Origin of the sequence: Bradyrhizobium sp. (assembly GCF_049691595.1) — a bacterium.
GTDB lineage: Bacteria > Pseudomonadota > Alphaproteobacteria > Rhizobiales > Xanthobacteraceae > Bradyrhizobium.
Genome location: NZ_JBAVNZ010000097.1, coordinates 1 through 21,746, shown reverse-complemented (window position 1 = coordinate 21,746; position 21,746 = coordinate 1). Strand labels below are relative to the sequence as shown.

The 21,746-nt window shown below is 63.5% G+C and carries 23 protein-coding genes; 10 read left to right on the top strand and 13 right to left on the bottom strand.

Annotated features, from left to right (window positions below; genetic code table 11):
- Positions 1 to 19: 19 nt before the first annotated feature.
- From dapB to dnaK, 7 genes are all read right to left on the bottom strand, one after another.
- The gene (gene dapB / locus WCE35_RS04525) at positions 20 to 835 is read right to left on the bottom strand and encodes a 4-hydroxy-tetrahydrodipicolinate reductase (protein WP_424592144.1); all 816 of its coding nucleotides are present in this window, start codon (positions 833 to 835) and stop codon (positions 20 to 22) included.
- Between the two features lie 63 nt (positions 836 to 898).
- Positions 899 to 1,201 (bottom strand): DUF1330 domain-containing protein, encoded by a 303-nt coding sequence (locus tag WCE35_RS04520; RefSeq protein WP_424592143.1) that lies wholly within the window; start codon positions 1,199 to 1,201, stop codon positions 899 to 901.
- Between the two features lie 21 nt (positions 1,202 to 1,222).
- Entirely contained in the window at positions 1,223 to 1,933 is a 711-nt protein-coding gene (gene pyrF, locus WCE35_RS04515; protein WP_424592142.1) for an orotidine-5'-phosphate decarboxylase, read from the bottom strand.
- A gap of 6 nt (positions 1,934 to 1,939) precedes the next feature.
- Positions 1,940 to 2,518 (bottom strand): NADPH-dependent FMN reductase, encoded by a 579-nt coding sequence (locus WCE35_RS04510; RefSeq protein WP_424592141.1) that lies wholly within the window; start codon positions 2,516 to 2,518, stop codon positions 1,940 to 1,942.
- Between the two features lie 57 nt (positions 2,519 to 2,575).
- Entirely contained in the window at positions 2,576 to 3,178 is a 603-nt protein-coding gene (locus WCE35_RS04505) for a class I SAM-dependent methyltransferase (RefSeq protein ID WP_424592140.1), read from the bottom strand.
- Between the two features lie 195 nt (positions 3,179 to 3,373).
- On the bottom strand, positions 3,374 to 4,507 hold the full coding sequence (dnaJ, locus tag WCE35_RS04500) for a molecular chaperone DnaJ (protein WP_424592139.1): 1,134 nt from the start codon (positions 4,505 to 4,507) through the stop codon (positions 3,374 to 3,376).
- Positions 4,508 to 4,680: 173 nt separating this feature from the next.
- Entirely contained in the window at positions 4,681 to 6,582 is a 1,902-nt protein-coding gene (gene dnaK, locus WCE35_RS04495) for a molecular chaperone DnaK (RefSeq protein WP_424592138.1), read from the bottom strand.
- A gap of 574 nt (positions 6,583 to 7,156) precedes the next feature.
- Between dnaK and WCE35_RS04490 the strand changes: the two genes are divergently transcribed.
- Positions 7,157 to 8,092 carry a hypothetical protein gene (locus WCE35_RS04490; protein ID WP_424592137.1) on the top strand — a complete coding sequence of 312 codons (936 nt, stop codon included), beginning with the start codon at positions 7,157 to 7,159 and terminating at the stop codon, positions 8,090 to 8,092.
- A 28-nt stretch (positions 8,093 to 8,120) separates the two neighbouring features.
- On the opposite strand, the gene grpE is transcribed toward WCE35_RS04490, so the two are convergent.
- Together grpE and hrcA are read right to left on the bottom strand one after the other, a co-directional pair.
- On the bottom strand, positions 8,121 to 8,726 hold the full coding sequence (grpE, locus tag WCE35_RS04485) for a nucleotide exchange factor GrpE (protein WP_424592136.1): 606 nt from the start codon (positions 8,724 to 8,726) through the stop codon (positions 8,121 to 8,123).
- 101 nt (positions 8,727 to 8,827) lie between these two features.
- Complete coding sequence (gene hrcA, locus WCE35_RS04480; RefSeq protein ID WP_424592135.1) at positions 8,828 to 9,916, bottom strand: heat-inducible transcriptional repressor HrcA; 1,089 nt, start codon at positions 9,914 to 9,916, stop codon at positions 8,828 to 8,830.
- A 159-nt stretch (positions 9,917 to 10,075) separates the two neighbouring features.
- Between hrcA and rph the strand changes: the two genes are divergently transcribed.
- Genes rph through hemW form a run of 3 tightly spaced genes read left to right on the top strand, consistent with a single transcriptional unit; the run spans position 10,076 to position 12,645 of the window.
- The gene (rph, locus tag WCE35_RS04475; protein ID WP_424592134.1) at positions 10,076 to 10,789 is read left to right on the top strand and encodes a ribonuclease PH; all 714 of its coding nucleotides are present in this window, start codon (positions 10,076 to 10,078) and stop codon (positions 10,787 to 10,789) included.
- A 10-nt stretch (positions 10,790 to 10,799) separates the two neighbouring features.
- A complete protein-coding gene (gene rdgB / locus WCE35_RS04470; RefSeq protein ID WP_424592133.1) occupies positions 10,800 to 11,435 on the top strand; it encodes an RdgB/HAM1 family non-canonical purine NTP pyrophosphatase in 636 nt (211 codons plus the stop codon).
- Positions 11,436 to 11,457: 22 nt separating this feature from the next.
- Entirely contained in the window at positions 11,458 to 12,645 is a 1,188-nt protein-coding gene (hemW, locus tag WCE35_RS04465; protein ID WP_424592146.1) for a radical SAM family heme chaperone HemW, read from the top strand.
- A gap of 21 nt (positions 12,646 to 12,666) precedes the next feature.
- Here the strand turns inward: hemW and WCE35_RS04460 are convergent, their stop codons facing one another.
- A complete protein-coding gene (locus WCE35_RS04460) occupies positions 12,667 to 13,863 on the bottom strand; it encodes a penicillin-binding protein activator (RefSeq protein WP_424592132.1) in 1,197 nt (398 codons plus the stop codon).
- Positions 13,864 to 14,210: 347 nt separating this feature from the next.
- Here WCE35_RS04460 and rsmI point away from each other — a divergent pair, with 347 nt between their 5' ends.
- The 3 genes from rsmI (at position 14,211) to WCE35_RS04445 (ending at position 16,131) form a co-directional block, all read left to right on the top strand.
- The gene (gene rsmI / locus WCE35_RS04455; RefSeq protein ID WP_424592131.1) at positions 14,211 to 15,176 is read left to right on the top strand and encodes a 16S rRNA (cytidine(1402)-2'-O)-methyltransferase; all 966 of its coding nucleotides are present in this window, start codon (positions 14,211 to 14,213) and stop codon (positions 15,174 to 15,176) included.
- Entirely contained in the window at positions 15,163 to 15,576 is a 414-nt protein-coding gene (locus WCE35_RS04450) for a YraN family protein (RefSeq protein ID WP_424592130.1), read from the top strand. Before rsmI ends, WCE35_RS04450 begins: the two co-directional genes overlap by 14 nt.
- Positions 15,577 to 15,834: 258 nt before the next feature.
- Positions 15,835 to 16,131 (top strand): hypothetical protein, encoded by a 297-nt coding sequence (locus WCE35_RS04445; protein WP_424592129.1) that lies wholly within the window; start codon positions 15,835 to 15,837, stop codon positions 16,129 to 16,131.
- A gap of 6 nt (positions 16,132 to 16,137) precedes the next feature.
- On the opposite strand, the gene WCE35_RS04440 is transcribed toward WCE35_RS04445, so the two are convergent.
- Positions 16,138 to 17,229, bottom strand: a complete 1,092-nt coding sequence (locus tag WCE35_RS04440) for a TRAP transporter substrate-binding protein (RefSeq protein WP_424592128.1) — start codon at positions 17,227 to 17,229, stop codon at positions 16,138 to 16,140.
- Between the two features lie 629 nt (positions 17,230 to 17,858).
- Here WCE35_RS04440 and gshB point away from each other — a divergent pair.
- Positions 17,859 to 18,806 carry a glutathione synthase gene (gene gshB, locus WCE35_RS04435; protein ID WP_424592127.1) on the top strand — a complete coding sequence of 316 codons (948 nt, stop codon included), beginning with the start codon at positions 17,859 to 17,861 and terminating at the stop codon, positions 18,804 to 18,806.
- 177 nt (positions 18,807 to 18,983) lie between these two features.
- Positions 18,984 to 19,955 carry an MBL fold metallo-hydrolase gene (locus tag WCE35_RS04430; protein ID WP_424592126.1) on the top strand — a complete coding sequence of 324 codons (972 nt, stop codon included), beginning with the start codon at positions 18,984 to 18,986 and terminating at the stop codon, positions 19,953 to 19,955.
- Between the two features lie 150 nt (positions 19,956 to 20,105).
- Here the strand turns inward: WCE35_RS04430 and WCE35_RS04425 are convergent, their stop codons facing one another.
- Together WCE35_RS04425 and WCE35_RS04420 are read right to left on the bottom strand one after the other, a co-directional pair.
- The gene (locus WCE35_RS04425; RefSeq protein ID WP_424592125.1) at positions 20,106 to 20,606 is read right to left on the bottom strand and encodes a type II toxin-antitoxin system VapC family toxin; all 501 of its coding nucleotides are present in this window, start codon (positions 20,604 to 20,606) and stop codon (positions 20,106 to 20,108) included.
- The gene (locus WCE35_RS04420; RefSeq protein WP_424592124.1) at positions 20,607 to 21,356 is read right to left on the bottom strand and encodes a hypothetical protein; all 750 of its coding nucleotides are present in this window, start codon (positions 21,354 to 21,356) and stop codon (positions 20,607 to 20,609) included.
- 236 nt (positions 21,357 to 21,592) lie between these two features.
- Between WCE35_RS04420 and WCE35_RS04415 the strand changes: the two genes are divergently transcribed.
- Positions 21,593 to 21,746 (top strand): magnesium chelatase domain-containing protein (locus tag WCE35_RS04415; RefSeq protein WP_424592145.1); only part of this gene is annotated, 154 nt, incomplete at its 3' end.

The following is a 21,746-nucleotide window of genomic DNA, read 5'->3' as shown; positions in this document are numbered from 1 at the left end:
TTCGAAAGGTCGCCAAATTTCAGAAGTCGGAGAGCCCGAGCACGTCGGCCATCGAATACAACCCCGGCTTGCGGCCGCGCGCCCACAGCGCCGCCTTGACGGCGCCTTGCGCGAACATGGTCCGGTCCTCGGCTCGATGCGTCAGCTCGATGCGCTCCATCGCGCCGGCAAAGATCACGCTGTGATCGCCGGTGACGGTGCCGCCGCGCAACGACGCAAAGCCGATATCGCCTGACCGGCGCGCGCCGGTTTCGCCATCACGGCCGCGCGCCGCATGGGCGTAGAGGTCGATGCCGCGGCCGGCGGCGGCGGCTTCGCCCAACATCAATGCCGTGCCGGACGGCGCGTCGATCTTGGCCCTGTGGTGCATCTCGAGAATTTCGATGTCAAAGCTTGCATCGAGCGACTGCGCGACCCGCTTCACCAGCGCTGCCAGCAGATTGACGCCGAGGCTCATATTGCCCGACTTCACCACGATGGCGCGCGAGGTGACGCTCCTGATCACGGCCTCGTCCGACGGCGACAGGCCGGTGGTGCCGATGACATGGACGAGGCCGCGTTCGGCGGCGATCGCGACATTGGCGATGGTCGCGCCGGGCACGGTGAAATCCAGAATGCCGTCGGCATTGGCCGACAGCGACCACAGATCGGCCGAGAGTTTGACGCCATTTTCGGGCAGGCCTGCGAGCACGCCGGCATCCTTGCCCAACAGCTCGGAGCCGGGCGCTTCCAGCGCGCCGGCGAGAGCCGCGCCCGATGTTTCCGAGATGACGCGTGTCAGCGTCCGCCCCATCCGGCCGCCGGCCCCCGCAACGATCAAACGCATGTCGGCCATAGCTCACCCTCCTAACGCCCTATAGCGGGAGCAGTCCGTTCCGGCAACAGACCGGGCCCGATATCAGGGCTGGGGTCCGTCATAGCCTTCGATGATCACGAGATCGCTCGCGGCATGCGGGGAGCGAACCTTCACCAGATGGGTGTATTCCGGCGAGTTGTAGCAGGCCAGCGCGGTCTCGTAATCCTTGAACTCCAGCACCACGTTGCGCGACCGCGACGAGCCTTCCTTGGCTTCGAACTTGCCGCCGCGCACCAGGAATTTGGCACCATATTTCGCGAACACCGCGCCGTTCTGCGCGACGTATTCCTTGTAGCCGTCCATGTTGTGCACGTCGATGCGTGCGATCCAGTAGGCCTTTGCCATTCTCGCGTTCCTTGCCTTTGGTCAAACCAGCGCCTGCGCGACCTCGGCCTGAATGGCCTCCGCCGCGGCTTTGGGATCGGCGGCTTCGGTGATCGGCCGTCCGACCACCAGATAATCCGCCCCGGCGGCGATCGCGCGCGCCGGCGTCATGATGCGTTTCTGGTCGCCGCTGGCAGCCCCCGCCGGCCGGATGCCCGGCGTCACCAGGCTCATCCGGTGACCGACGATCCTGCGCAGGCCGGCCGCCTCCGCCGGCGAACATACGAGCCCGTCGACGCCAAGCACCTGCGCCTGCTGGGCGCGCGCTTCGACGAGATCGGATACATTGAGACGATAGCCCGCGGCATGGAGATCGCCGTCGTCATAGGATGTCAGCACGGTCACGGCGAGGATTTTGAGGTCCGATCCCGCGCGCCCCTCGACCGCGGCCTTCATGGTCTGCGGATAGGCGTGGACGGTCAGGAAGGTTGCGCCCAGCGTTGCGACGCTCTCGACGCCGCGGGCCACGGTGTTGCCGATGTCGTGCAGCTTGAGATCGACGAAGACCTTGTTGCCCGCGCTCGCGAGCTGACGGGCGAGCGGCAATCCGCCGGCGTAGGCGAGCTGATAGCCGATCTTGTAGAAATTGACGCTGCCGCCGAGCGTCGCAACCATCGCCTCCGCCGCGGCGACGCTGGACAGGTCGAGCGCGACAATCAGCCGGTCCCTGAGCGCGATACTGGCTGGCTGCATGTCACCTCACATCATGCGTTGGGAAAGGTCGATCAACTGCCGCACCAGCGCCCGCAGCGCCTCGAGATCGGCGGGATGTTTCAAGTGGTCCATGTCGTCATAGGCCTGTTCCGCGAACGACAGCGCGAGCTGGTTCGGAATAACGGTCGCATGGCAGGCGGAAAGAATAAGCCGCAGCGCCGCCAGCGCCCGCGAGCCGCCGAGGCGGCCGCCCGAGGCGGCGGCGATCGCAAACACACGCTCGCGAAATACCTGGCCGCGGGTCTCGTGCGCATCCTGCACCCGGCTCACCCAGTCGATGGCGTTTTTGACCAGCGCCGGCACCGAGGAATTATGTTCCGGCGTCACGATGAGGACGCCGTGATGGACACCGATCATGCGCTTGAGATTGACCGCGTGCTTCGGCACGCCGGATTTCGCCTGCAGGTCGCCGTCGTAGATCGGCAGCGGAAAGTCCGCCAGCGAGATGCGGGTGACGTCGGCACCCGCTTGCGCCAGTTCATGCGCGGTGGCCGCGGCGAGCTTTGCGTTGAGCGAGCCGGTGCGACACGATCCCGGGATCACGAGGATTTTCAGCGCGGACATATTTTCAGAAATCGTATTCGGGGCCAGCCGCCGCGCAAAAGCACCCGGCGGTTTCAATCAGCCCTTGCGATACACCCAGACCCGCGCGGGCGGAAGGTTCATCCAGATCCGCTCGGAAGCTTCGGTGGACACGCCCGGCAGCGATTTGGGTATCGGCGGCACGACCGAATAGGTGAACTGCACGAATGGCGCACCCGGCGCCAGCGCGCCGAAAGCATCGCGGATCAATTTCAGCCGCGTCAGCATCGGTTTTGTCACCAGCGGAAGGCCGGAAACCACCGCCGAGGCGGGGGCGTCGAGCACGTTGCCGAGCGAGGCGCGCAGCGTGTAGGCATCGCCCTGCACGATGGTCGCATGGGGATAGCGGTCGCGCAGCAGCGCGCAAAAACCCGGATTGTATTCGACCAGTACGAGGCGCCTCTGATCGACGCCATGCTCGATCAAGGCGTTGGTGATTGCGCCGGTGCCCGGCCCAAGTTCGACGACCGGTCCTTTGGAGCCGACTTCGACATATTGCGCCATGGTGCGGGCCAGCACCCGGCTCGACGGCATCACCGCGCCCATGTGAAGCGGCTTTTCGATCCATGAACGGAGAAAACGAACCTCATCGTCGAGACGAAGAGGCTTTTTCAACGCGCGCGCGGAGGATTGCAGGGGCATTTCGCTACCAGGCGGGACCGCGATCGCGGCTGTCAGAAAACAGTCATAAAGACGTATAGGTCGGAGCGGAGACGGTCAAGCCAAACGGTAACGCGCCTGGTCCGCCAAGGTGCGCGCAGTTTGACGGCAAGACCCTGCGCTGATTGCTTTATTTAACGCGTGCCATCGCAGAACCGTCCCGGTTTGGAGACTACGCTATGGGCCGGCGCGGCTGCCGAAGAAGTCCTTGACCTTGGAGAAAAAACCCGCCGCCTCCGGTTGGGTTGCACCGGACGACAATTTTTCGAACTCCATCAGCAATTCCTGCTGCTTCCTGGTCAGATTCTGCGGCGTTTCGACCACGACCTGGACATACATGTCGCCGGTCTGACGCGAGCGCAGCACCGGCATGCCCTTTGATGCAATGCGGAAGCGCCGGCCCGACTGGGTGCCGGAGGGCACTTTCACCCTGGTCTTGCCCTTGTCGATGGTCGGCACTTCGAATTCGCCGCCGAGCGATGCCGTCACCATCGAGATCGGAACACGGCAATACAGGTCGGCGCCATCGCGCTGGAAGAACTCGTGCGCTGACAGCGACAGGAAGATATAGAGGTCGCCGGGCGGGCCGCCGCGAACGCCGGCTTCGCCTTCGCCGGCCAGCCGGATCCGGGTGCCATCTTCCACACCTTGCGGAATATTGACCGACAGGGTCCGGTCGCGCGTCACCCGTCCCGAACCCGCACAGGCTGGACAGGCGTCTTCGATCATCTGGCCGCGGCCCTGGCAGCCGGGGCAGGTGCGCTCCAGCGTGAAGAAGCCCTGCGCCTGCCGCACCCGGCCGGCGCCGCCGCACATCGAGCAGTTCTTCGGCTTGGTACCGGCCTTGGCACCAGTGCCCGAACAGGACTCGCAGGTCACCGAGACCGGAATTTCGATCTTGGCAGTCTTGCCGAGGTAAGCTTCCTCCAGCGTGATTTCCATATTGTAGCGCAGGTCGGCGCCGCGCTCGCGGCCGCCGCCACGTCCGCGCTGACCGGCCATGCCGAACAGATCCTCGAAAATATCCGAGAATGAGGAGGCGAACCCGGCGCCGAAGCCGGGGCCGCCGCCGCCGGTGCCCTGCTCGAAAGCGGCATGGCCGAACCGGTCATAGGCGGCGCGCTTGTCGCCGTCCTTCAGCACTTCGTAGGCTTCGTTGATTTCCTTGAACCGCAACTCGCTGCTGGCATCGCCCGGGTTCTTGTCCGGGTGCCATTTCATCGCCAGCTTGCGGAACGCCGTCTTCAGCTTGGAATCGTCCGCGTTCCGATCGACCTCAAGGGTTTCATAGTAGCAGCGCTTGGTGGACATTTCTTCAGACCCGCCCGAAGTTCGTCATCATTCCGAGGGAATGCGATTTGGAAGATGCAGTCCGGAATATGAAGTCGTGGAATATGAAGTCTTGGGCTTAACGAAAAATGACCCCCACCCCATCGAGACGCGCTGCGCGCTCTTTGGCATGAGGGTCATGATCTCCAGCCCGCCTAAGCAGACTTCTTGTTGTTCTTGTCGTCGTCGACCTCGGTGAACTCCGCGTCGACGACGTCATCCTTCGCGGCATCCTTGGCCGCATCGCTTTCGGCCTGCTGCTTGTACATGGCCTCGCCAAGCTTCATCGAAGCCTGCGCCAGCACATTGGTCTTGGCCTTGATGGCTTCGGCGTCGTCGCCCTTCAGCGCCTCCTTCAGGTCGCTGACGGCGTCCTCGATGGCGCGGCGCTCGGTGTCGGCGACCTTGGAGCCGTGCTCGGCCAGCGCCTTTTCGGTCGAATGCACCAGCGCGTCGGCATGGTTCTTGGCGTCGACCGCCTCGCGGCGTTTCTTGTCCTCGGCCGCATTGGCTTCGGCGTCCTTGACCATCTTCTGGATGTCGGCTTCGGAGAGGCCGCCGGATGCCTGGATCCGGATCTGCTGCTCCTTGCTGGTCGCCTTGTCCTTGGCCGAGACGTTGACGATGCCGTTGGCGTCGATATCGAAGGTGACCTCGATCTGCGGCATGCCGCGCGGCGCCGGCGGAATGCCCATCAGGTCGAACTGACCGAGAACCTTGTTGTCGGCCGCCATTTCGCGCTCGCCCTGGAAGACGCGGATGGTGACGGCATTCTGGTTGTCCTCGGCGGTCGAGAACACCTGGCTCTTCTTGGTCGGGATCGTGGTGTTGCGTTCGATGATGCGGGTGAACACGCCACCCAGCGTCTCGATGCCGAGCGACAGCGGGGTCACGTCGAGCAGCAGCACGTCCTTGACGTCGCCCTGCAGCACGCCGGCCTGGATCGCAGCCCCGATGGCGACGACTTCGTCCGGGTTGACGCCCTTGTGCGGCTCCTTGCCGAACAATTGTTTCACCACTTCCTGGACCTTGGGCATGCGGGTCATGCCGCCGACCAGCACCACTTCGCCGATCTCAGCGGCGGTGAGGCCGGCATCCTTCAGCGCCTTGCGGCAGGGTTCGATGGTCTTCTGAACGAGATCGTCGACCAACGCCTCGAACTTCGAGCGCGTCAGCTTCATCGTCAGATGCTTCGGCCCGGCCTGATCGGCCGTGATGAACGGCAGGTTGATTTCGGTCTGCGTCGTCGAGGACAACTCGATCTTGGCCTTTTCGGCGGCCTCTTTCAGGCGCTGCAAGGCAAGCTTGTCGTTGCGCAGGTTGATGCCCTGCTCCTTCTGGAACTCATCGGCCAGATAGCTCACGAGGCGCATGTCGAAGTCCTCGCCGCCGAGGAAGGTGTCGCCGTTGGTCGACTTCACCTCGAACACGCCATCGCCGATCTCGAGGATCGAGATGTCGAAGGTGCCGCCGCCGAGGTCATACACCGCGATGGTGCCGGTTTTCGTCTTGTCGAGCCCGTAGGCGAGCGCGGCCGCGGTCGGCTCGTTGATGATGCGCAGCACTTCAAGTCCGGCGATCTTGCCGGCGTCCTTGGTGGCCTGACGCTGCGCGTCGTTGAAATAGGCGGGAACGGTGATGACGGCCTGATCGACCTTCTGGCCGAGATGGGCTTCCGCGGTCTCTTTCATCTTCTGCAGGACGAAAGCGGAAATTTGCGAGGGCGAGTAGCTCTTGCCGTCGGCCTCGACCCAGGCATCGCCGTTCGATGCCTTGACGATCTTGTAGGGGACGAGCTTCTTGTCCTTCTCGACCATCGGGTCGTCATAGCGGCGGCCGACCAGGCGCTTGACCGCGAAGAAGGTACGCTCGGGATTGGTTACCGCCTGACGCTTGGCCGGCTGGCCGACAAGGCGCTCGCCATCATCACTGAAGGCAACGATCGACGGCGTGGTGCGCATGCCCTCCGCATTCTCGATGACTTTCGATGTCTTGCCATCCATTACGGCGACGCACGAATTGGTGGTGCCGAGATCGATCCCAATGACCTTTCCCATGGTCCTCATATCCTTCTTTTTGCGGCAGGTTGGCTGGGCCCTGACGGCGCACCAGGCCGAACCCCCAAACATTCAATACGCGCGATAGTGCGACGGTGAGCCTCATATAGGAGGGGGGGTCCGGCCTGCAAGGACGGAACGTAACCTTGAACCCTGAAAAGGCTGACGTTTGAAAGATTGTGTCAGCTCGGGACGGGCATCGGCCCAGGCCGCAGCCGCGTTAACAGATAGGCCGAGAAGACCGGCGCGATCCCCGCGCGTCCGGCCCGGACCGGCGCCGGCGGCAGCAGGCCGGCAAATCGTCCGGCAAGCGCGGTATTGGGCCGCTGCGTTCTCGCAACAGACTGATCGGTCATCGCCCTGAAATGCCCGAAAACTGTCCAAGAACCAGTAATATCGTGCAAGAAGCCCGGTATTCCTGACGGTACAGGGGGGAACGGAAGCGCAGCCATGCCCTGTTGCAGGGACATCAAAACCGCTAAAAGCGGGCCGACCAACCAAGCCTGTCAGAGCCCTGAGGGCCACACCGGCCGACCATTGAACGGGCTCAATGCAAACCCGGTGGATCCTTGAGATGATGCCCATTCGAATATCCGCTGCGATTGCCCTGCTGGTCGCCGCCATGTGTCCTGCGCTTGCCGCGGACCTGGTTTTCCCGCCGGGCGCCCGAGTCGGGATGACGCCGCTGGTCGGTCTCGTCCGCGCCAAATCGTTTATCGGCTTCGAAACCGAGGATCAGAGCGTCAAGGTCCTGGTGACGGACCTGCCTGCCGAGGCCTATGGCGAAGTCGCCAATGCCTTCAAGGCCAATCCCGGCGGCAGCGGCGGCATCAAGCCAGAGAGTATCGAGACCGCGGCCGGGCTGGCCTATTACACCGCTGAAAGCGCCAGGGATGGCGCGGTCAATGTACGGCGCTATTCGATGATTCTGCCGGGTCCGACCTTCTCCGGCTATGTCGCCGTGCAGGTGCCCGAGAATGTCTCGAAGATCTATACCGACGAGGCCGTGCGCCGGATGTTCGCCTCCGCGGCGATTCGCAACGAGGTTCCCGTCGACGAGCAGCTCGGGCTGATGCCGTTCAAGATCGGCGAACTCGGCAGTTTCAAGAATGTCCGCACGCTGGCACCGGGCGCTGCCCTCATTATCGCCGACAGCGACGAAAAGACCGGCTTTGAAGTCGCGCCCTTCATGATCCTTGGCATCATCGGGTCGACGGCAGCGTCGCCCGATGATCGCGGCCGCTTTGCCCAGCAGATCGCGACCACGATTCCCGGCGTGCGCGACGGGCGCATCACGATGTCCGAGCCGGTCCGCATCGATGGCCAGCCCGGCTTTGAGACGCGTATCGATGCGGTCAGCGGCAAGGGCAATACCCCGGTCACCATCGTGCAATGGTTGCGGTTCGGCGCCCAGAGCTCGCTGCGCATCATCGGAAGCTCCCCGCGCGACGACTGGTCGAAAGCGTTTCCGCGCTTCCGCGCCGTGCGCGACGGAATTCAGCCGCGCTGAGCGGATTTCGAGCGCCGAGTTGGCCGGCTCAGCCCGTGATGTCGGCGCTTGGGGATGCTTTCGCACCGCCCTTGGATACGGCGACCAAAGCGGGGCGAAGCACGCGCTCGCCGATCATGTAGCCGGCCTGCACGACCTGCACCACGGTGCCTGACGGCACCGAGGAATCGGGCACCTCGTACATCGCCTGCTGGAAGTTCGGATCGAATTTCTCGCCCGAGGGCTCGAATTTCTTGACGCCGTTTTTCTCCAGCGTGTTGAGCAGCGACCGCTCGGTCAGCTCGACGCCGTCGATCAGCGCCTTCAACCCGGGATCGGCGGCGGCCTTGGCCTCGGCCGGAACCGCATCGAGCGCGCGCTGCAGGCTGTCGGCGATATCGAGAATGTCGCGCGCGAAACCGGTGATGCCGTAGGTCCTGGCGTCGGCCACCTCGCGGCTGGTGCGCTTACGCAGGTTTTCCATCTCCGCCAGCGTGCGCAGCATCTTGTCGCGCGCTTCCGCGGCTTCCCTCGCCAGCGCCTCGACCGATCCTTCCTCGGGGTCGTCGGGCATGATGTAGGGCTTCGAGACCACAGGCTCGCCGGTCGGCGCCGCATTCGCCGCGTCATCGTTCGGCAGGTTCGGATCGGTCATGGATCGCCTTTTCGAAAATCGCTCAGGATCAGGTCAATGTGGGGTTTGCTGGCCCGGATATCGTGCTTTGGACGGCGAAAATCAAGCGCTTCCACGCGGGATCACCCGCCGAGCATCCGGCTGACGATGCGCGCGGCGTAATCCACGGTCGGGATCACCCGGGCGTAGTTCAGCCGCGTCGGCCCGATCACGCCGAGAACGCCGACGATCCGGCCCGCGCCATCGCCGTAGGGCGCGATGATGGTTGAGGAACCGGACAGCGAAAACAGCTTGTTCTCCGAGCCGATGAAAATCCGCACGCCCTCGGCACGCTCGGCGCGACCGAGCAGATCGATGACGCCGCGCTTGGTCTCGAGATCGTCAAACAGCGATTTCACGCGCTCCAGATCTTCCAGCGCGTGCAGGTCCTCCAGCAGATTGGCATGACCGCGCACGATCAATTGCCGGTCGTCGCTGTCACCGCCCGACCAGCTTGCGATGCCAGCGGCGATGACCTTCTGCGTCAGCTGATCGAGTTCGGCGCGACTTTGCGTCAGCGCGGTTTCGAGTTCGAGGCGCGCTTCAGCCAGCGTTCTGCCCCTGATCCGGGCATTGAGAAAATTGGTCGCTTCGGTCAGCGCGGAGGAGGGAACGCCGGGCGGCAGGGTCAGCACGCGGTTCTCGACCTGGCCGTCTTCGCCGACCAGCACTACCAGCGCGCGTTCCGGTTCCAGCCGCACAAACTCGATGTGCTTCAGTCGCGAATTGGATTTTGCGGTCAGGACCACCGCCGCGGCACGCGTCAGGCCCGACAGCCGCGTCAGCGCTTCGCCGAGCGCCGCCTCGACCGATTGCGCCTTGCCCACCGTCGCCAGCTGGGTCTGGATCGACTGCCGCTCGGCTTCGGTGAGATCGCCGATCTGCATCAGGGCATCGACGAAAAACCGCAAACCCAGCTCCGTGGGCAACCGGCCGGCCGAGGTATGCGGCGCATAGATCAGGCCGAGCTGCTCGAGATCCGACATCACGTTGCGCACCGAGGCCGGCGACAGCGGCACCGTGATCAGGCGCGAGATGTTGCGCGAGCCGACCGGTTCGCCGGTCGCCAGATAACTCTCGACGATCTGGCGAAAAATGTCGCGCGAGCGCTCGTTGAGCTGGGCGAGCCCGGCATTCGGCGCGATCAGGCCAATCGGATCGTGTTGGGCCACACCTTACTCCATCACAATGAACCCTAATCTGTCTATCCGGGGGGCCGGTGACAAGCGCGTATTGGTCGCCAAAGTGGCGGCCAAGGCCCTTGCCGCTGCCCGTTCCCCCTCCTACAAGCACCGCGAGCCCGTTTTGCTGGATTTTTCGGAGGATTCCCCATGCGGCCAAGCCGCCGTGCACCCGATGAGCTGCGCCCCGTGTCGCTGGAGCGCGGCGTCGTCAAATATGCCGAGGGTTCCTGCATGGTTAAATTCGGCGATACCCATGTGCTGGTTACCGCCACCCTCGAAGAACGGCTGCCGCCCTGGCTCAAGGGCCAGGGCCGCGGCTGGGTGACCGCCGAATACGGCATGCTGCCGCGCGCCACGCTGGAACGCACCCGCCGTGAGGCCGCTGCCGGCAAGCAGAACGGCCGCACCGTCGAAATCCAGCGCCTGATCGGCCGCTCGCTGCGGGCAACCATTGATCTCGAGGCGCTCGGCGAGCGCCAGATCACGGTGGATTGCGACGTGATTCAGGCCGACGGCGGCACGCGCACGGCTGCGATCACCGGCGCCTGGGTTGCGCTCGCCGACTGCATCGGCTGGATGAAGAGCCGCAACATGGTGAAAACCCATGTGCTGCGCGATAACGTCGCCGCGATCTCCTGCGGCATCTACAACGGCACGCCGGTGCTGGACCTCGATTACGCCGAGGACTCGGAGGCCGAGACCGACGCCAACTTTGTCATGACCGGCGACGGCCGCATCATCGAGGTCCAGGGCACCGCCGAAAAGACCCCGTTCTCGGAAGCTGAGTTTTTGGCGCTGATGGCGCTGGCACGCAGGGGCGTGGCGCGGCTGGTCGACTTGCAGAAGATGGCCGTCGGATAGTTGATTGGCCATGCACCGCCGAATCGCAGGCAAGCTCGTGATCGCGACCCATAATCCCGGCAAACTCGCCGAGATGCGCGAATTGCTGGCGCCATATGGCGTCCAGGCGGTATCGGCGGGCGAACTCGGCCTCGGCGAGCCCGAAGAGACCGGCGACAGCTTTCGCACCAACGCCGCGATCAAGGCGATATCAGCGGCGCAAGCCGCGCAGCTTCCGGCCTTCGCCGATGATTCCGGACTGGTGGTCGATGCGCTGGGCGGCGCGCCCGGAATCCTGTCAGCCCGCTGGGCTGGACCCGACAAGGATTTCACCGCCGCGATGACGCGGATCGAACGGCTGCTGCAGGAGCGCGGCGCCACCGCGCTTGAACAGCGCAAAGCGCATTTCGTTTCCGCGCTCTGCGTCGCCTGGCCCGACGATCACCTCGAAGAGGTCGAGGCGCGCGCCGACGGAACCCTGGTGTGGCCGCCGCGCGGCACCGCCGGTTTCGGCTATGATCCGGCTTTCCTGCCCGATGGTCATACGCGCACGTTTGGCGAGATGACCAGCGTCGAGAAGCATGGCATGCCGCCACTGGGCCTCGGCCTGTCGCATCGCGCCCGCGCCTTCGTCAAGCTCGCGGAGATCTGTCTTGAGCCGCATTAACAGCCCCCAGCCCAGCCCCCCGATCAAGTCGGGGGCCGGCTCTCTCCCGCAGGCGGGCGAGGGAAAAAGGCCGGCGTTCGCCGTCTATGTGCACTGGCCGTTCTGCCTGTCGAAATGCCCGTATTGCGATTTCAACAGCCACGTCCGGCACGCGCCGATCGACGAGGATCGCTTTGCCCGCGCCTTTGCCCGCGAGATCGAGACCACCGCGGCGCGGATCCCGAAACGCGAAGTATCTTCGATCTTTCTCGGCGGCGGCACGCCGTCGCTGATGCAGCCGCGGACCGTCGGCGCCATCCTCGATGCGATCGGAAAGCACTGGCGCGTCGCCTCCGGCGTGGAAGTGACCCTGGAAGCCAATCCAACCAGCGTCGAGGCTACCCGCTTTCGCGGCTATCGCGCAGCCGGCGTCAACCGCGTATCGCTCGGCGTGCAGGCCCTGGATGACGCCGCGCTGAAGGCACTGGGGCGTTTGCATACCGCGCGCGAAGCGCTCGATGCGGTCGCGATCGCGCGCAACGCGTTCGATCGTTATTCGTTCGACCTGATCTATGCCCGCCCCGATCAGACGCCGCGGATGTGGGCCGACGAGCTGAAGCTTGCGATATCGGAAGCCGCCGAACATCTGTCGCTCTATCAGCTTACCATCGAGGAAGGCACGCCGTTCTTCGGCCTGCATGCGGCGGGAAAACTGAAGACGCCGGATGAGGCCCTCGCGCGCGCTCTCTATGACGTGACGCAGGAGGTCTGCGCGGCGCGGGGATTGCCGGCCTACGAGATTTCCAATCACGCACGACCGGGTGCGGAGTGCCGGCACAATCTCGTCTACTGGCGCGGCGAGGAGTATGCCGGCATCGGTCCCGGCGCCCATGGCCGCCTCGATATCCGTGGCGCACGACACGCGACCGCAACCGAAAAGCGCCCCGAATCCTGGCTGATGCGCGTTGAGGCGAACGGTCATGGCGTCATCACCGATGATCGCCTCGACCGCGAGGAATGCGCCGACGAATTTTTGCTGATGGGATTGCGGCTCGCCGAGGGCATCGACCCCGGGCGCTACGCGGCGCTGTCCGGCCGCGCGCTCGATCCACGTCGCATCGCGCTGCTGCGCGAGGCGGGGGCGATATCGGTCGATGCTGACGGCCGGCTGCGGGTCACGCAGGCCGGATTTCCCGTGCTCGATGCGGTGGTGGCCGATCTGGCGGCGTAGCTTTCGCAGGGGCGACGGATACTACGCCCCAAAACTCTTCGGCGAGCCGGCGACCGGCTGGCCGCCGCCCGTCGTCACCTTCATCACCGCAAGGCCGCGTTCATTGGTGCCGTCGGCGCGAAAGCGGAACAGGCCATCGATGCCGGCAAAGCCGGACGAATTGGTCAGGGTTTCCGGCGCAAAGCGCTGCGGACCCTGGGTGCGCGCCAGCGCCGCGACCAGCGCCACCGCGTCATAGGCGAGCGTCGCGGTACGCACCGGTTCAGCGCCGAATTTGGCGCGGTAACGGCCGGCGAAGCCGCGGAAGCCGGCCGGATCCGGCGCGGCGTAAAGGCCACCCTGCAAGGCGGGGCTCGCAAACACCCGTGGATTGTCCCACAGCCCGGTGCCGAGCAGCTGGATGTTGCGCAGGTTGGAACCCGCCGCGGTCAGCGCGTCGGCCGTCGCGACAACCGAATCGCCGTCGTCGGCGATCAACAGCGCATCGGCCTGGCCAAGCGACTGCGCCACCGTTCGCGCGGCGGTGGCGCGATCGGCGCCGTATTTCTCGAACGCGATGACGCGTCCGCCCTTGCGGCCGACGGCCTGCTTGAACGCGGCCTCCACCACATTGCCGTAGGCATTATCGGGCACCAGCGCCGCGAAGGATCGTTTGCCGGTTCCGGCCGCGTAATCGATGATCCGATTGATGTCGGACTCGGGCAGAAAGCTCAACAGATAGACGCCGCGGCCGGCCACGCTGGAATCGGTCGAGAACGCGATCACGGAGGTGCCTCGCGCGCGTGTCAACTGCGCCACCGCCGGAACCGAGACCGCAAACAGCGGCCCCAGAATGATCTCCGCGCCTTCGCCGAGCGCCTGCTGGGTTCCTTGGCTCGCGCCTTGCGGGCTGCCGCCGTCATCCTTGATCAGAAGCTGGATGTTGGGGTTCTGGAATTCCGCCAGTGCCATTTCGGCGGCGTTCTTCATCGACTGCGCGGCGACGCCGGCATTGCCCGACGCCGACAGCGGCAGGATCAGGCCCACCTTGACCTGACCGGTGCCGACGGCAACCCCCTCTTGCGGTGGCCCCGCCGGCGCGTCGGCTTGCGAGCCGAACGAGTTGAAACCCTGCATGCCCGCGCAAGCCCCGAGCAGCGGCGCGCCGAGAACGAGGCCAAGCGCCGTCCGCCGGGTCGTGCCCGACGGCTGTGACGTGCGATTGAATGGGCCTTCCATCGTGTCTCTATCTCTTGACCGAATCTCTTGACCGACCGCGACCGGCCATGGCGCCAGCCCCCCGCGGTCAGGAGGATGGATAAAGGCATATAGTTAGTCGGCCGATAGTTATCCAAAACAAAGGATTATGGTCGCATGGCGCCCGTTGCCCGTTGCGGTAACCGACTTCCCTGCCGCTGTGCGCGGCACCAACGTTCACCTCGGTTCACCGCGTGGTGGCGGAGCGCTGGCATCCCAGTGTTTCGATTCTGACTTTATCAGAACCGAAACACCCGGTCTTTGCATTGACGCGTTTTCTTCACGTGAACCGGTATCCACTTTGCCCGAAAACGCTCTAGATTGGTATTATGCGCACAAAAGCCAGCTCCATATACCGGTCGAATACGGAAGCGGGTTGTTCGAACCGGACATTTTCGGTCGGTGGCCATGTCCTGACCGCGCCAAGGCCGGTTCCCGGCCTGTATCTGGTCGCCACCCCGATCGGCAATCTCGGCGACATCACCCTGCGGGCGCTGGAAACGCTCGCAGGCGTCGACATCATCGCCTGCGAAGACACCCGCATCACCCGCCGCCTGACCGAACGCTACGCCATCACGGCGCAACTCAAACCCTATCACGAGCACAACGCGGCGCTGGCGCGGCCGAAAATTCTGGAGAAGCTGGCGCAGGGCGCTTGCGTCGCGCTGGTCTCGGACGCCGGCACGCCGCTGATTTCCGATCCCGGCTTCAAGCTGGTGCGCGAAGTCTGCGCCGCCGGCCATTCCGTGATCGCCGTGCCGGGGCCCTCGTCGGTGCTGACGGCGCTCTCGGTCGCAGGTCTGCCCACCGACCGGTTTTTCTTCGAGGGATTTTTGCCGGCGAAGCAGAATGCGCGGCGGGCGCGGCTCAGTGAACTCGCCAGGATCGATGCGACGCTGGTCCTGTTCGAATCCGGAAAGCGGGTGCAGGACACGCTGCGCGATCTCGCCGAGATCATGGCCGCGCGCGATGCCGCGATCTGCCGCGAGCTGACCAAGATGCACGAGGACATCACGCGGGCGCCGATCGGCCAATTGGCAAAGGCCGCCGCCACGCTCGAAACGCGCGGCGAATTCGTGCTGGTGATCGGCCCGCCACCGGCCGGGGCCGAGGTCATGGGGCAGGACAGGCTCGATGATCTGCTCCGGACGTCGCTGATGCGCGACAGCGTCAAGGATGCGGTGGCGCATGCGGTCGAACTGTCGGGCCGGCCGCGCCGCGAGGTCTATGCCCGCGCGCTCGAGCTCGCCAAGGAACCAGCCGAGCAGATCCGGGGCGGGCATGGCGAAGACTGACGGCGCCTCGCCGCCCGACGCCGCCGCCAAACCCGCCTCGCCCGCGCGCGTCGCCGCGTTCCGAACCGGGCTTTCCGCGGAAACGCGCGCCGCTGCCTACCTGATGGCCAAGGGCTATCGCATCCTGGCGAAACGTTTCCGCACGCCCTATGGCGAGATCGATCTGGTGGCGCGCAGACGAAGCCTCGTGGTCTTCATCGAGGTCAAGGCCCGCGCCAGCCTCGATGAGGCCGCCTATGCGGTGACGCCGCGCCAGCAGGCGCGCATCATCGCCGCCGCGCAAGCCTGGCTGATGGCGCACCCCGAGCATGCCGAATTCGATCTGCGTTTCGACGTCGTCCTGATTGCGCCGCGGCGCCTGCCGCGGCATTTGTTGGCGGCATTCGACGCTAGTAGCTAGTCGGTAGCTTCAGCCAAATTGAACGGGGTGAGGCTTGCTCGATGTCCGCCATGCCCCGATAGTGACCGGGTTTTGCATTGCAGAACAGTTTCGGGATGTGCCATGAGGCGACATGTCCGACGTTCTATAGCCTGAAGGTGCGACAAAATGGACCATCGGCGATGGCTCAGCGGTGATCTCGCATGGCAATTGCCTGCGGAGGATGCTGGGGCATTTTAGCCCCCGATTGATATGCAGCGCCGTCCATCGAGTATGTTGGTGGACGGCGCTGTTGGTTTCTTGGACACAAAGACTAATCGGGAAGAGATAAGCGGCGACGGGAGGCTTTATTCTCTTGATTGCTGCTTGCAAACGGGCCTGCTGCGCAGCACGAGCACGTTGGCATCGCCGGTTTCCATTCGCTGGCGCGCCAAGTCGAGGCTGATCTTGCCTGCAGACCACATCCAGTGCGCGGTTGCGGCAGCAGTGCGCCCGCGAATTGATCTGTTCGTCGCGGAGAACAGGCCGGCAGCGGATACGCCACCAACGATGCTGAAGATCGTCGTGTGGAGTTGACGCCGTTCAGCCCTTCGGACGCGTGCGGATCATGAAGGTTTCATAGGAGTATTCCGCGACCTGCCACCAGAGATTCCCGTCGTTTCGGAAGTCCATCTGCGAATCGTAGATCTTCTTGAAGTGGGGGTTGGACGCGGAGGTCTCGGCATTGACCTCGTTCGATGCCTTCAAACAGGCTTCCATGATCGACTGGCTGAAGGGGCGCAGCAGTGTCCCGTTCGCCACCAGGCGCTTGATCGCCTGCGGATTGCGCGCGTCATATCGCGCCTGAACATCCAGGTTGGCGTAGCCGCAGGCGATCGTGAGCAGCGATTGATAAGCCTTCGGCAGGGCATCCCACTTGTCCCAATTGATGAAGAAGTGCAGCGCCGTGCCGCCCTCCCACCAGCCGGGATAGTAATAGTACTTGGCGATCTTGTAGAAGCCGAGCTTCTCGTCGTCATAGGGACCGACCCATTCGGTTGCGTCGATCGTGCCTTTTTCCAGCGCCGGATAGATATCACCGCCCGCGATCTGCTGCGGAACGGTGCCGAGCTTAGCAAGGGTCTTGCCGGCCCATCCGCCAATCCGCATCTTCAGGCCATTGAGGTCGGCGACGGTGTTGATCTCCTTGCGGAACCAGCCGCCCATCTGGGTGCCGGTATTGCCGCCGGCAATGGCATACAGTTTGGATTTCCTGCCGAACTCATTGAGCATGTCCTGGCCGCCGTGATCCTGGAACCAGGCGTTCTGCTGGCGCGAGTTCAGACCGAACGGAACGGAGCAATAAAGCGCGTAGGTCGGGTCCTTGCCGATGAAGTAATAGGCGGCGGTGTGACACATCTCGACCGTGGCGTTGCTCACCGCGTCGAGCGCCTGCAGGGCGGGAACGATCTCGCCGCCGGCGAAAGTTTGAATCTGAAACTTGTTGTCGGTGGCTTCCGCGACATATTTCGAGATCGTCTCCGATGCACTGAAGGGAATGTCGAGCGACTTCGGCCAACTCGTGGTACAGCGCCATTTCAGTTCGGGCATCGACTGCGCAATGGCCGGCGCAGCAACGGCGCTTGATGCAGCTAGGCTTACGCCTACCGTCTTCAGAAATTCACGACGTTTCATGGCGTTTCCCCTTCGGATTTTTGCACCTTGGAATCGCCAAACCGCGGCGATTTCGTGCGGCATCGCTTCCCGGGGATCAAGTTTTCATATTAGCCAGCGTTTCTCAGATGAACCCCGGAGAATCCTAAGGATATCAGGCATTAAGCCTCCGCGATAGCCACGATCGAGCGCCTCCTGCAGGTGAATGCGCATCAGTGCCGTTCCTCCCTGCACGCTTAAGAAGGTATACTAAATTAGTGTCCAAAACGGGTTCTTTGATAGAGCAGAAAGCCGGCATCGACAGCTTCAAACGTTCCGGCGCAGTGAATGTCTCAGTTGGGTCATTCGCTACCGGGGCGAGCCGACAGCAGGTCCAGCCATGTGCGCGGTGCCCCGAAAGCGGAAGTTTCCAGAGTACTACGGCTCCTCGATGCGCCAGAGGCCCAACAGAATTTCGAACCCTTCAGATTAGCTGAAGCGTGCGACTAGAGCGGGATGACTTTTTCTTCGAATCGTCATCCCGCTCTATCCTTTTGTTTGAGCATGATCTAATCGGAAAACCGTTTCCCACCCCGCATCAAGTGCGGGGCAGGCTATTTCCGGATCATGCTCCGAAGCCTGCCCTTCCATACCCCTCACGGATTTCACCCATGAAATTGAATGTCGCCGTCCAGATGGACCCCATCGCGCGCATCAACATATCAGGCGATTCCACCTTCGCGCTGCTGCTGGAAGCGCAGAAGCGCGGCCATGGCATGTCCTACTACACGCCGGACCAGCTCTCGCTGCGCGGCGAGGAGCTGGTCGCCCCGGTCCGGGCGCTGACCGTGCGCGACGCGGTCGGCGATCATTTTACGCTCGGCGAGCCCAGGCGCGAGCCGCTTGCCGCCTTCGACGTGATCCTGCTGCGGCAGGACCCGCCTTTCGATCTCGCCTACATCACCTCGACGCACTTCCTCGAACGCATTCACCCCAACACGCTGGTCGTGAACAACCCGGCCTCGGTCCGCAACGCGCCGGAAAAGCTGTTCGTGATGAACTTTCCGCAGCTGATGCCGCCAACGCTGATCTCGCGCGACCTCGACGAGATCAATTCGTTCCGTGACCGGCATGGCGCGGTGGTGATGAAACCGCTGCACGGCCATGGCGGCGCCGCGGTGTTCCGGATCATGCCGCAGGACATGAATTTCGGCTCGCTGTTCGACATGTTCTCGGTGACGTTCAGGGAACCCTGGGTGATCCAGCGCTTCCTCCCCGAGGTCAGGCATGGCGACAAGCGCATCATCCTGGTCGACGGCGAATTCGCCGGCGCCGTCAACCGCGTGCCGGCGCCCGACGATTTGCGCTCCAACATGGTTCGCGGCGGCGCAGCGCAGGCCACCGAACTTTCGGCGCGCGAGCGCGAGATCTGCGCCACGCTCGGCCCTGCCCTGCGCGAGCGCGGCCTGCTGTTCGTCGGCATCGACGTGATCGACGGCCATCTCACCGAGATCAACGTGACCTCGCCGACCGGCATTCGCGCCATCGCCCGGTTCGGCGGGCCGGATGTGGCTGCGAAAATCTGGGACGCCATCGAGGCGAAGCGAGCCGCAAAATAATCTTCTTCGTTCTGTCGTGCCGCTGACACGTTTTGACCGCACGCTCCGCGCGCACCTGATTGCTCTTGCCAGTCTGCGAAAGCCGGCGCAGCATATCGGCGCCCGCGTCAGATCAAGCGGCGGATTTGTCCGGGCAATATCGCCCGCAATTCAATAAGAACCGTGGAGGAAAAACCCATGATAACCAATGTTTCGCGAAGGTCCCTGCTCTCGCTCGGCGCCGGTCTCGGGGCTAGCGCCATGCTCGGCGGCAGTGCGCTGGCGCGCGCCCCCAAACTCGGCACCCAAACGCCCTATTGGCACCGCTTCGTTCTGGGCGATGCCGAAGTTACCGTCGTTTCCGACGGCCCGCTGCCGCTCGGCCCTCCCAAGGGCACCTTCATCGGCGTGCCGGATGAAGAAGTGAAGAAGATGCTCACCGACAATTTCCTGTCGCCGGACAATGTCGTGCTGGAGCAGAACTCGCCGATCGTCAATAACGGCGACAAGCTGATTCTGTTCGACACCGGCATGGGCACCTCGAAAGCCTTCGGCCCGACCACCGGCCGGCAGCAGAAGAGCATGGCGGAAGCCGGCATCAAGCCGGGCGACATCGACGCGGTGGTGTTGTCGCATGCTCATATCGACCATATCGGCGGCATCGTGGGCGCCGACGACAAGCCGCTGTTCCCCAACGCGCAATACTACATCGCCCAGAGCGATTTCGACTTCTGGACCGATGAGGGCAAGCTCGGCGGACCCTTGAAGGATTTCATCCTCCACGCCCGCAAGAACCTGATGCCGGTCCGCGACCGGCTGGTATTCATCAAGGACGGCCAGGAATTCCTGCCTGGCGTGCAGGCGCTGGCGGCGCCCGGCCATACCGTGGGTCACACCATCTTCATGGTGACGTCGGCGGGCAAATCCTTCGCCTTCCTCGGCGATCTTACCCATCACGCGATTTTGCTGCTCGAAAAGCCGCGGATGGAGTTTTCCTACGACACCGATCCGAAGCAGGCGGCGGCGACGCGGGTGAGGTTGCTGGACATGATCGCGGCCAACAAGATCCCCGTGATGTCCTACCACTACGCCTGGCCCGGCTATGGCCATATCGGCAAGACCGCGGAGGGATTCCATTATTACCCCGAGCCGATGAACATGCAGCTCTGACGCGGTGCGGGTCCGGGGGCGGGCGGTTGGTCCGCCCTCGGAGACCGCGCGTCGCCGTTGTAAGAGGCGGTAGCCCCAATGTCGCCAAAAAAATAAGAGATTAAATCGCTGAGGTTCAGCATGGCAACAAGCGGGTTCGCCTTGCTGCTGCTACTTGCTGTCGAACAAGTCAGGCGTCTTTTCGGGTGGGTTTTCCAAGTCCTCAAGCCGAATGACTTGAATGCCATCGGCCTTGCCGTATCGACGAATGTCATCATCGTTCGAGTAAATACGTTCAGCGCCTTCGACCTTGGCGATGGCGACAATCTGCCGGTCGAACTTCACTTTTGCCCAGCTCTCCGAGCCTTCCTTTTTGTCTCCTTCTCGCAGCGCCTCACGGTGACGGGCAGCCGCTTCCACAGCGGCACGCGACCCGAACGAGGCTATCCGTAACCGCGATGTATGATTCAGCACATCAAGATATTTCGACGCGGCGTCACCGGCGCCGATCAGGGTTTCACTCAACGTTGGCGTCGGCACAATGATCACGTCCTTTTGCTTGTCCAGCGTGTCGATCAGATGGAGGAGCCGTGCGTCGACCTTACCAATACCTTTAATTTGCGGATCCAGAAGCGGTATCAGAAACGACGTGTCGAACACCACGAACGCCATTTAGTGGCGTTCCCGATCGTCACGACGCAGGCCCAGCAAATCACTCAGCGCTTCGTCGCTTTCGTGCCATTCGCCGCCCTCGATTGCACGCAGCTTCCCGACAACCTCGGTTAGCGGGCTGTCGTCAAGAACCTCGAAGTTCGAAATGTCGAACTGTTGGAGCGTCCAGCTTCCATTTTCCTCGCGCAGCCATTTGCCACTGCCGTGCAGGCGCACAACGCCGTTGAGGTAATAGGGTGCCAACCGCCGCGCGACTTCTTCGCCACGCACGTTGCAGTGATACTCAACATCACCGTCTTTCAGCCAAACCGGAATCGTTTCATCCCGGCCGCCGATACGGATAATCCGGCCGTCGAGCGTGCCGATTTCGCGGAAGGGCCCATAGCGTACGGGCTTGGGGCGCGTCCGACCGGGGAATTGAATGACCGTGCTTTCGCCGGGCGCAATCAGCACGGCAACCGCGCCGTCCTTAGCCAGCATATTGTCGATGTTCTTAAACGCCTGCATGGCGTCCTTCGGGCCGTTGCCATCGCCTACCAGCGAAACACGTTCGTCGACCTTCGGAAAAGCCACGGGTTCGATGCTGGTCACGAGGACCGCGCTGCCCGGGTCGAGGCGCAAGAAATGCACGCGCTCACGCTCACCCAACAAGACGGCCAACTCCGCCATGTACTCCGCCAAACGGGACATAGGCATGCTATCGACGTTGAAAACGTCGATTTTCAAGCGGTACTGCGGGTGTTCAGCCACTTTCAACTTCCTGTAAGGGCAAGATATAACACCAACCCGCCCTAGTAGTATGCGCCGGGTGTCAATTTTTTCCTGACGCCATCGCGGATGAGCCGCCCCATCACAACCGCCTGAAGGCCAGACCCTCCCGGCGCTACGCGGTCTGGACCCCGGCAGTGTGGACGTCTCTCCTGTTCCCGTAATGTTCTTGCACATATCGCCCAGTTCCGCTACCTTCGATTGCGCAAGAGGGGCACATGGTCCAGCGCGTTTCCACCGTAGCCTTTGAGGGGATCGAGGCCCGCGCGGTCGACGTGCAGGTGCAGGTTGCGCCGGGATTGCCGGCCTTTGCCATCGTGGGCCTTCCCGACAAGGCGGTGTCCGAGGCGCGCGAGCGGGTCCGCTCGGCGC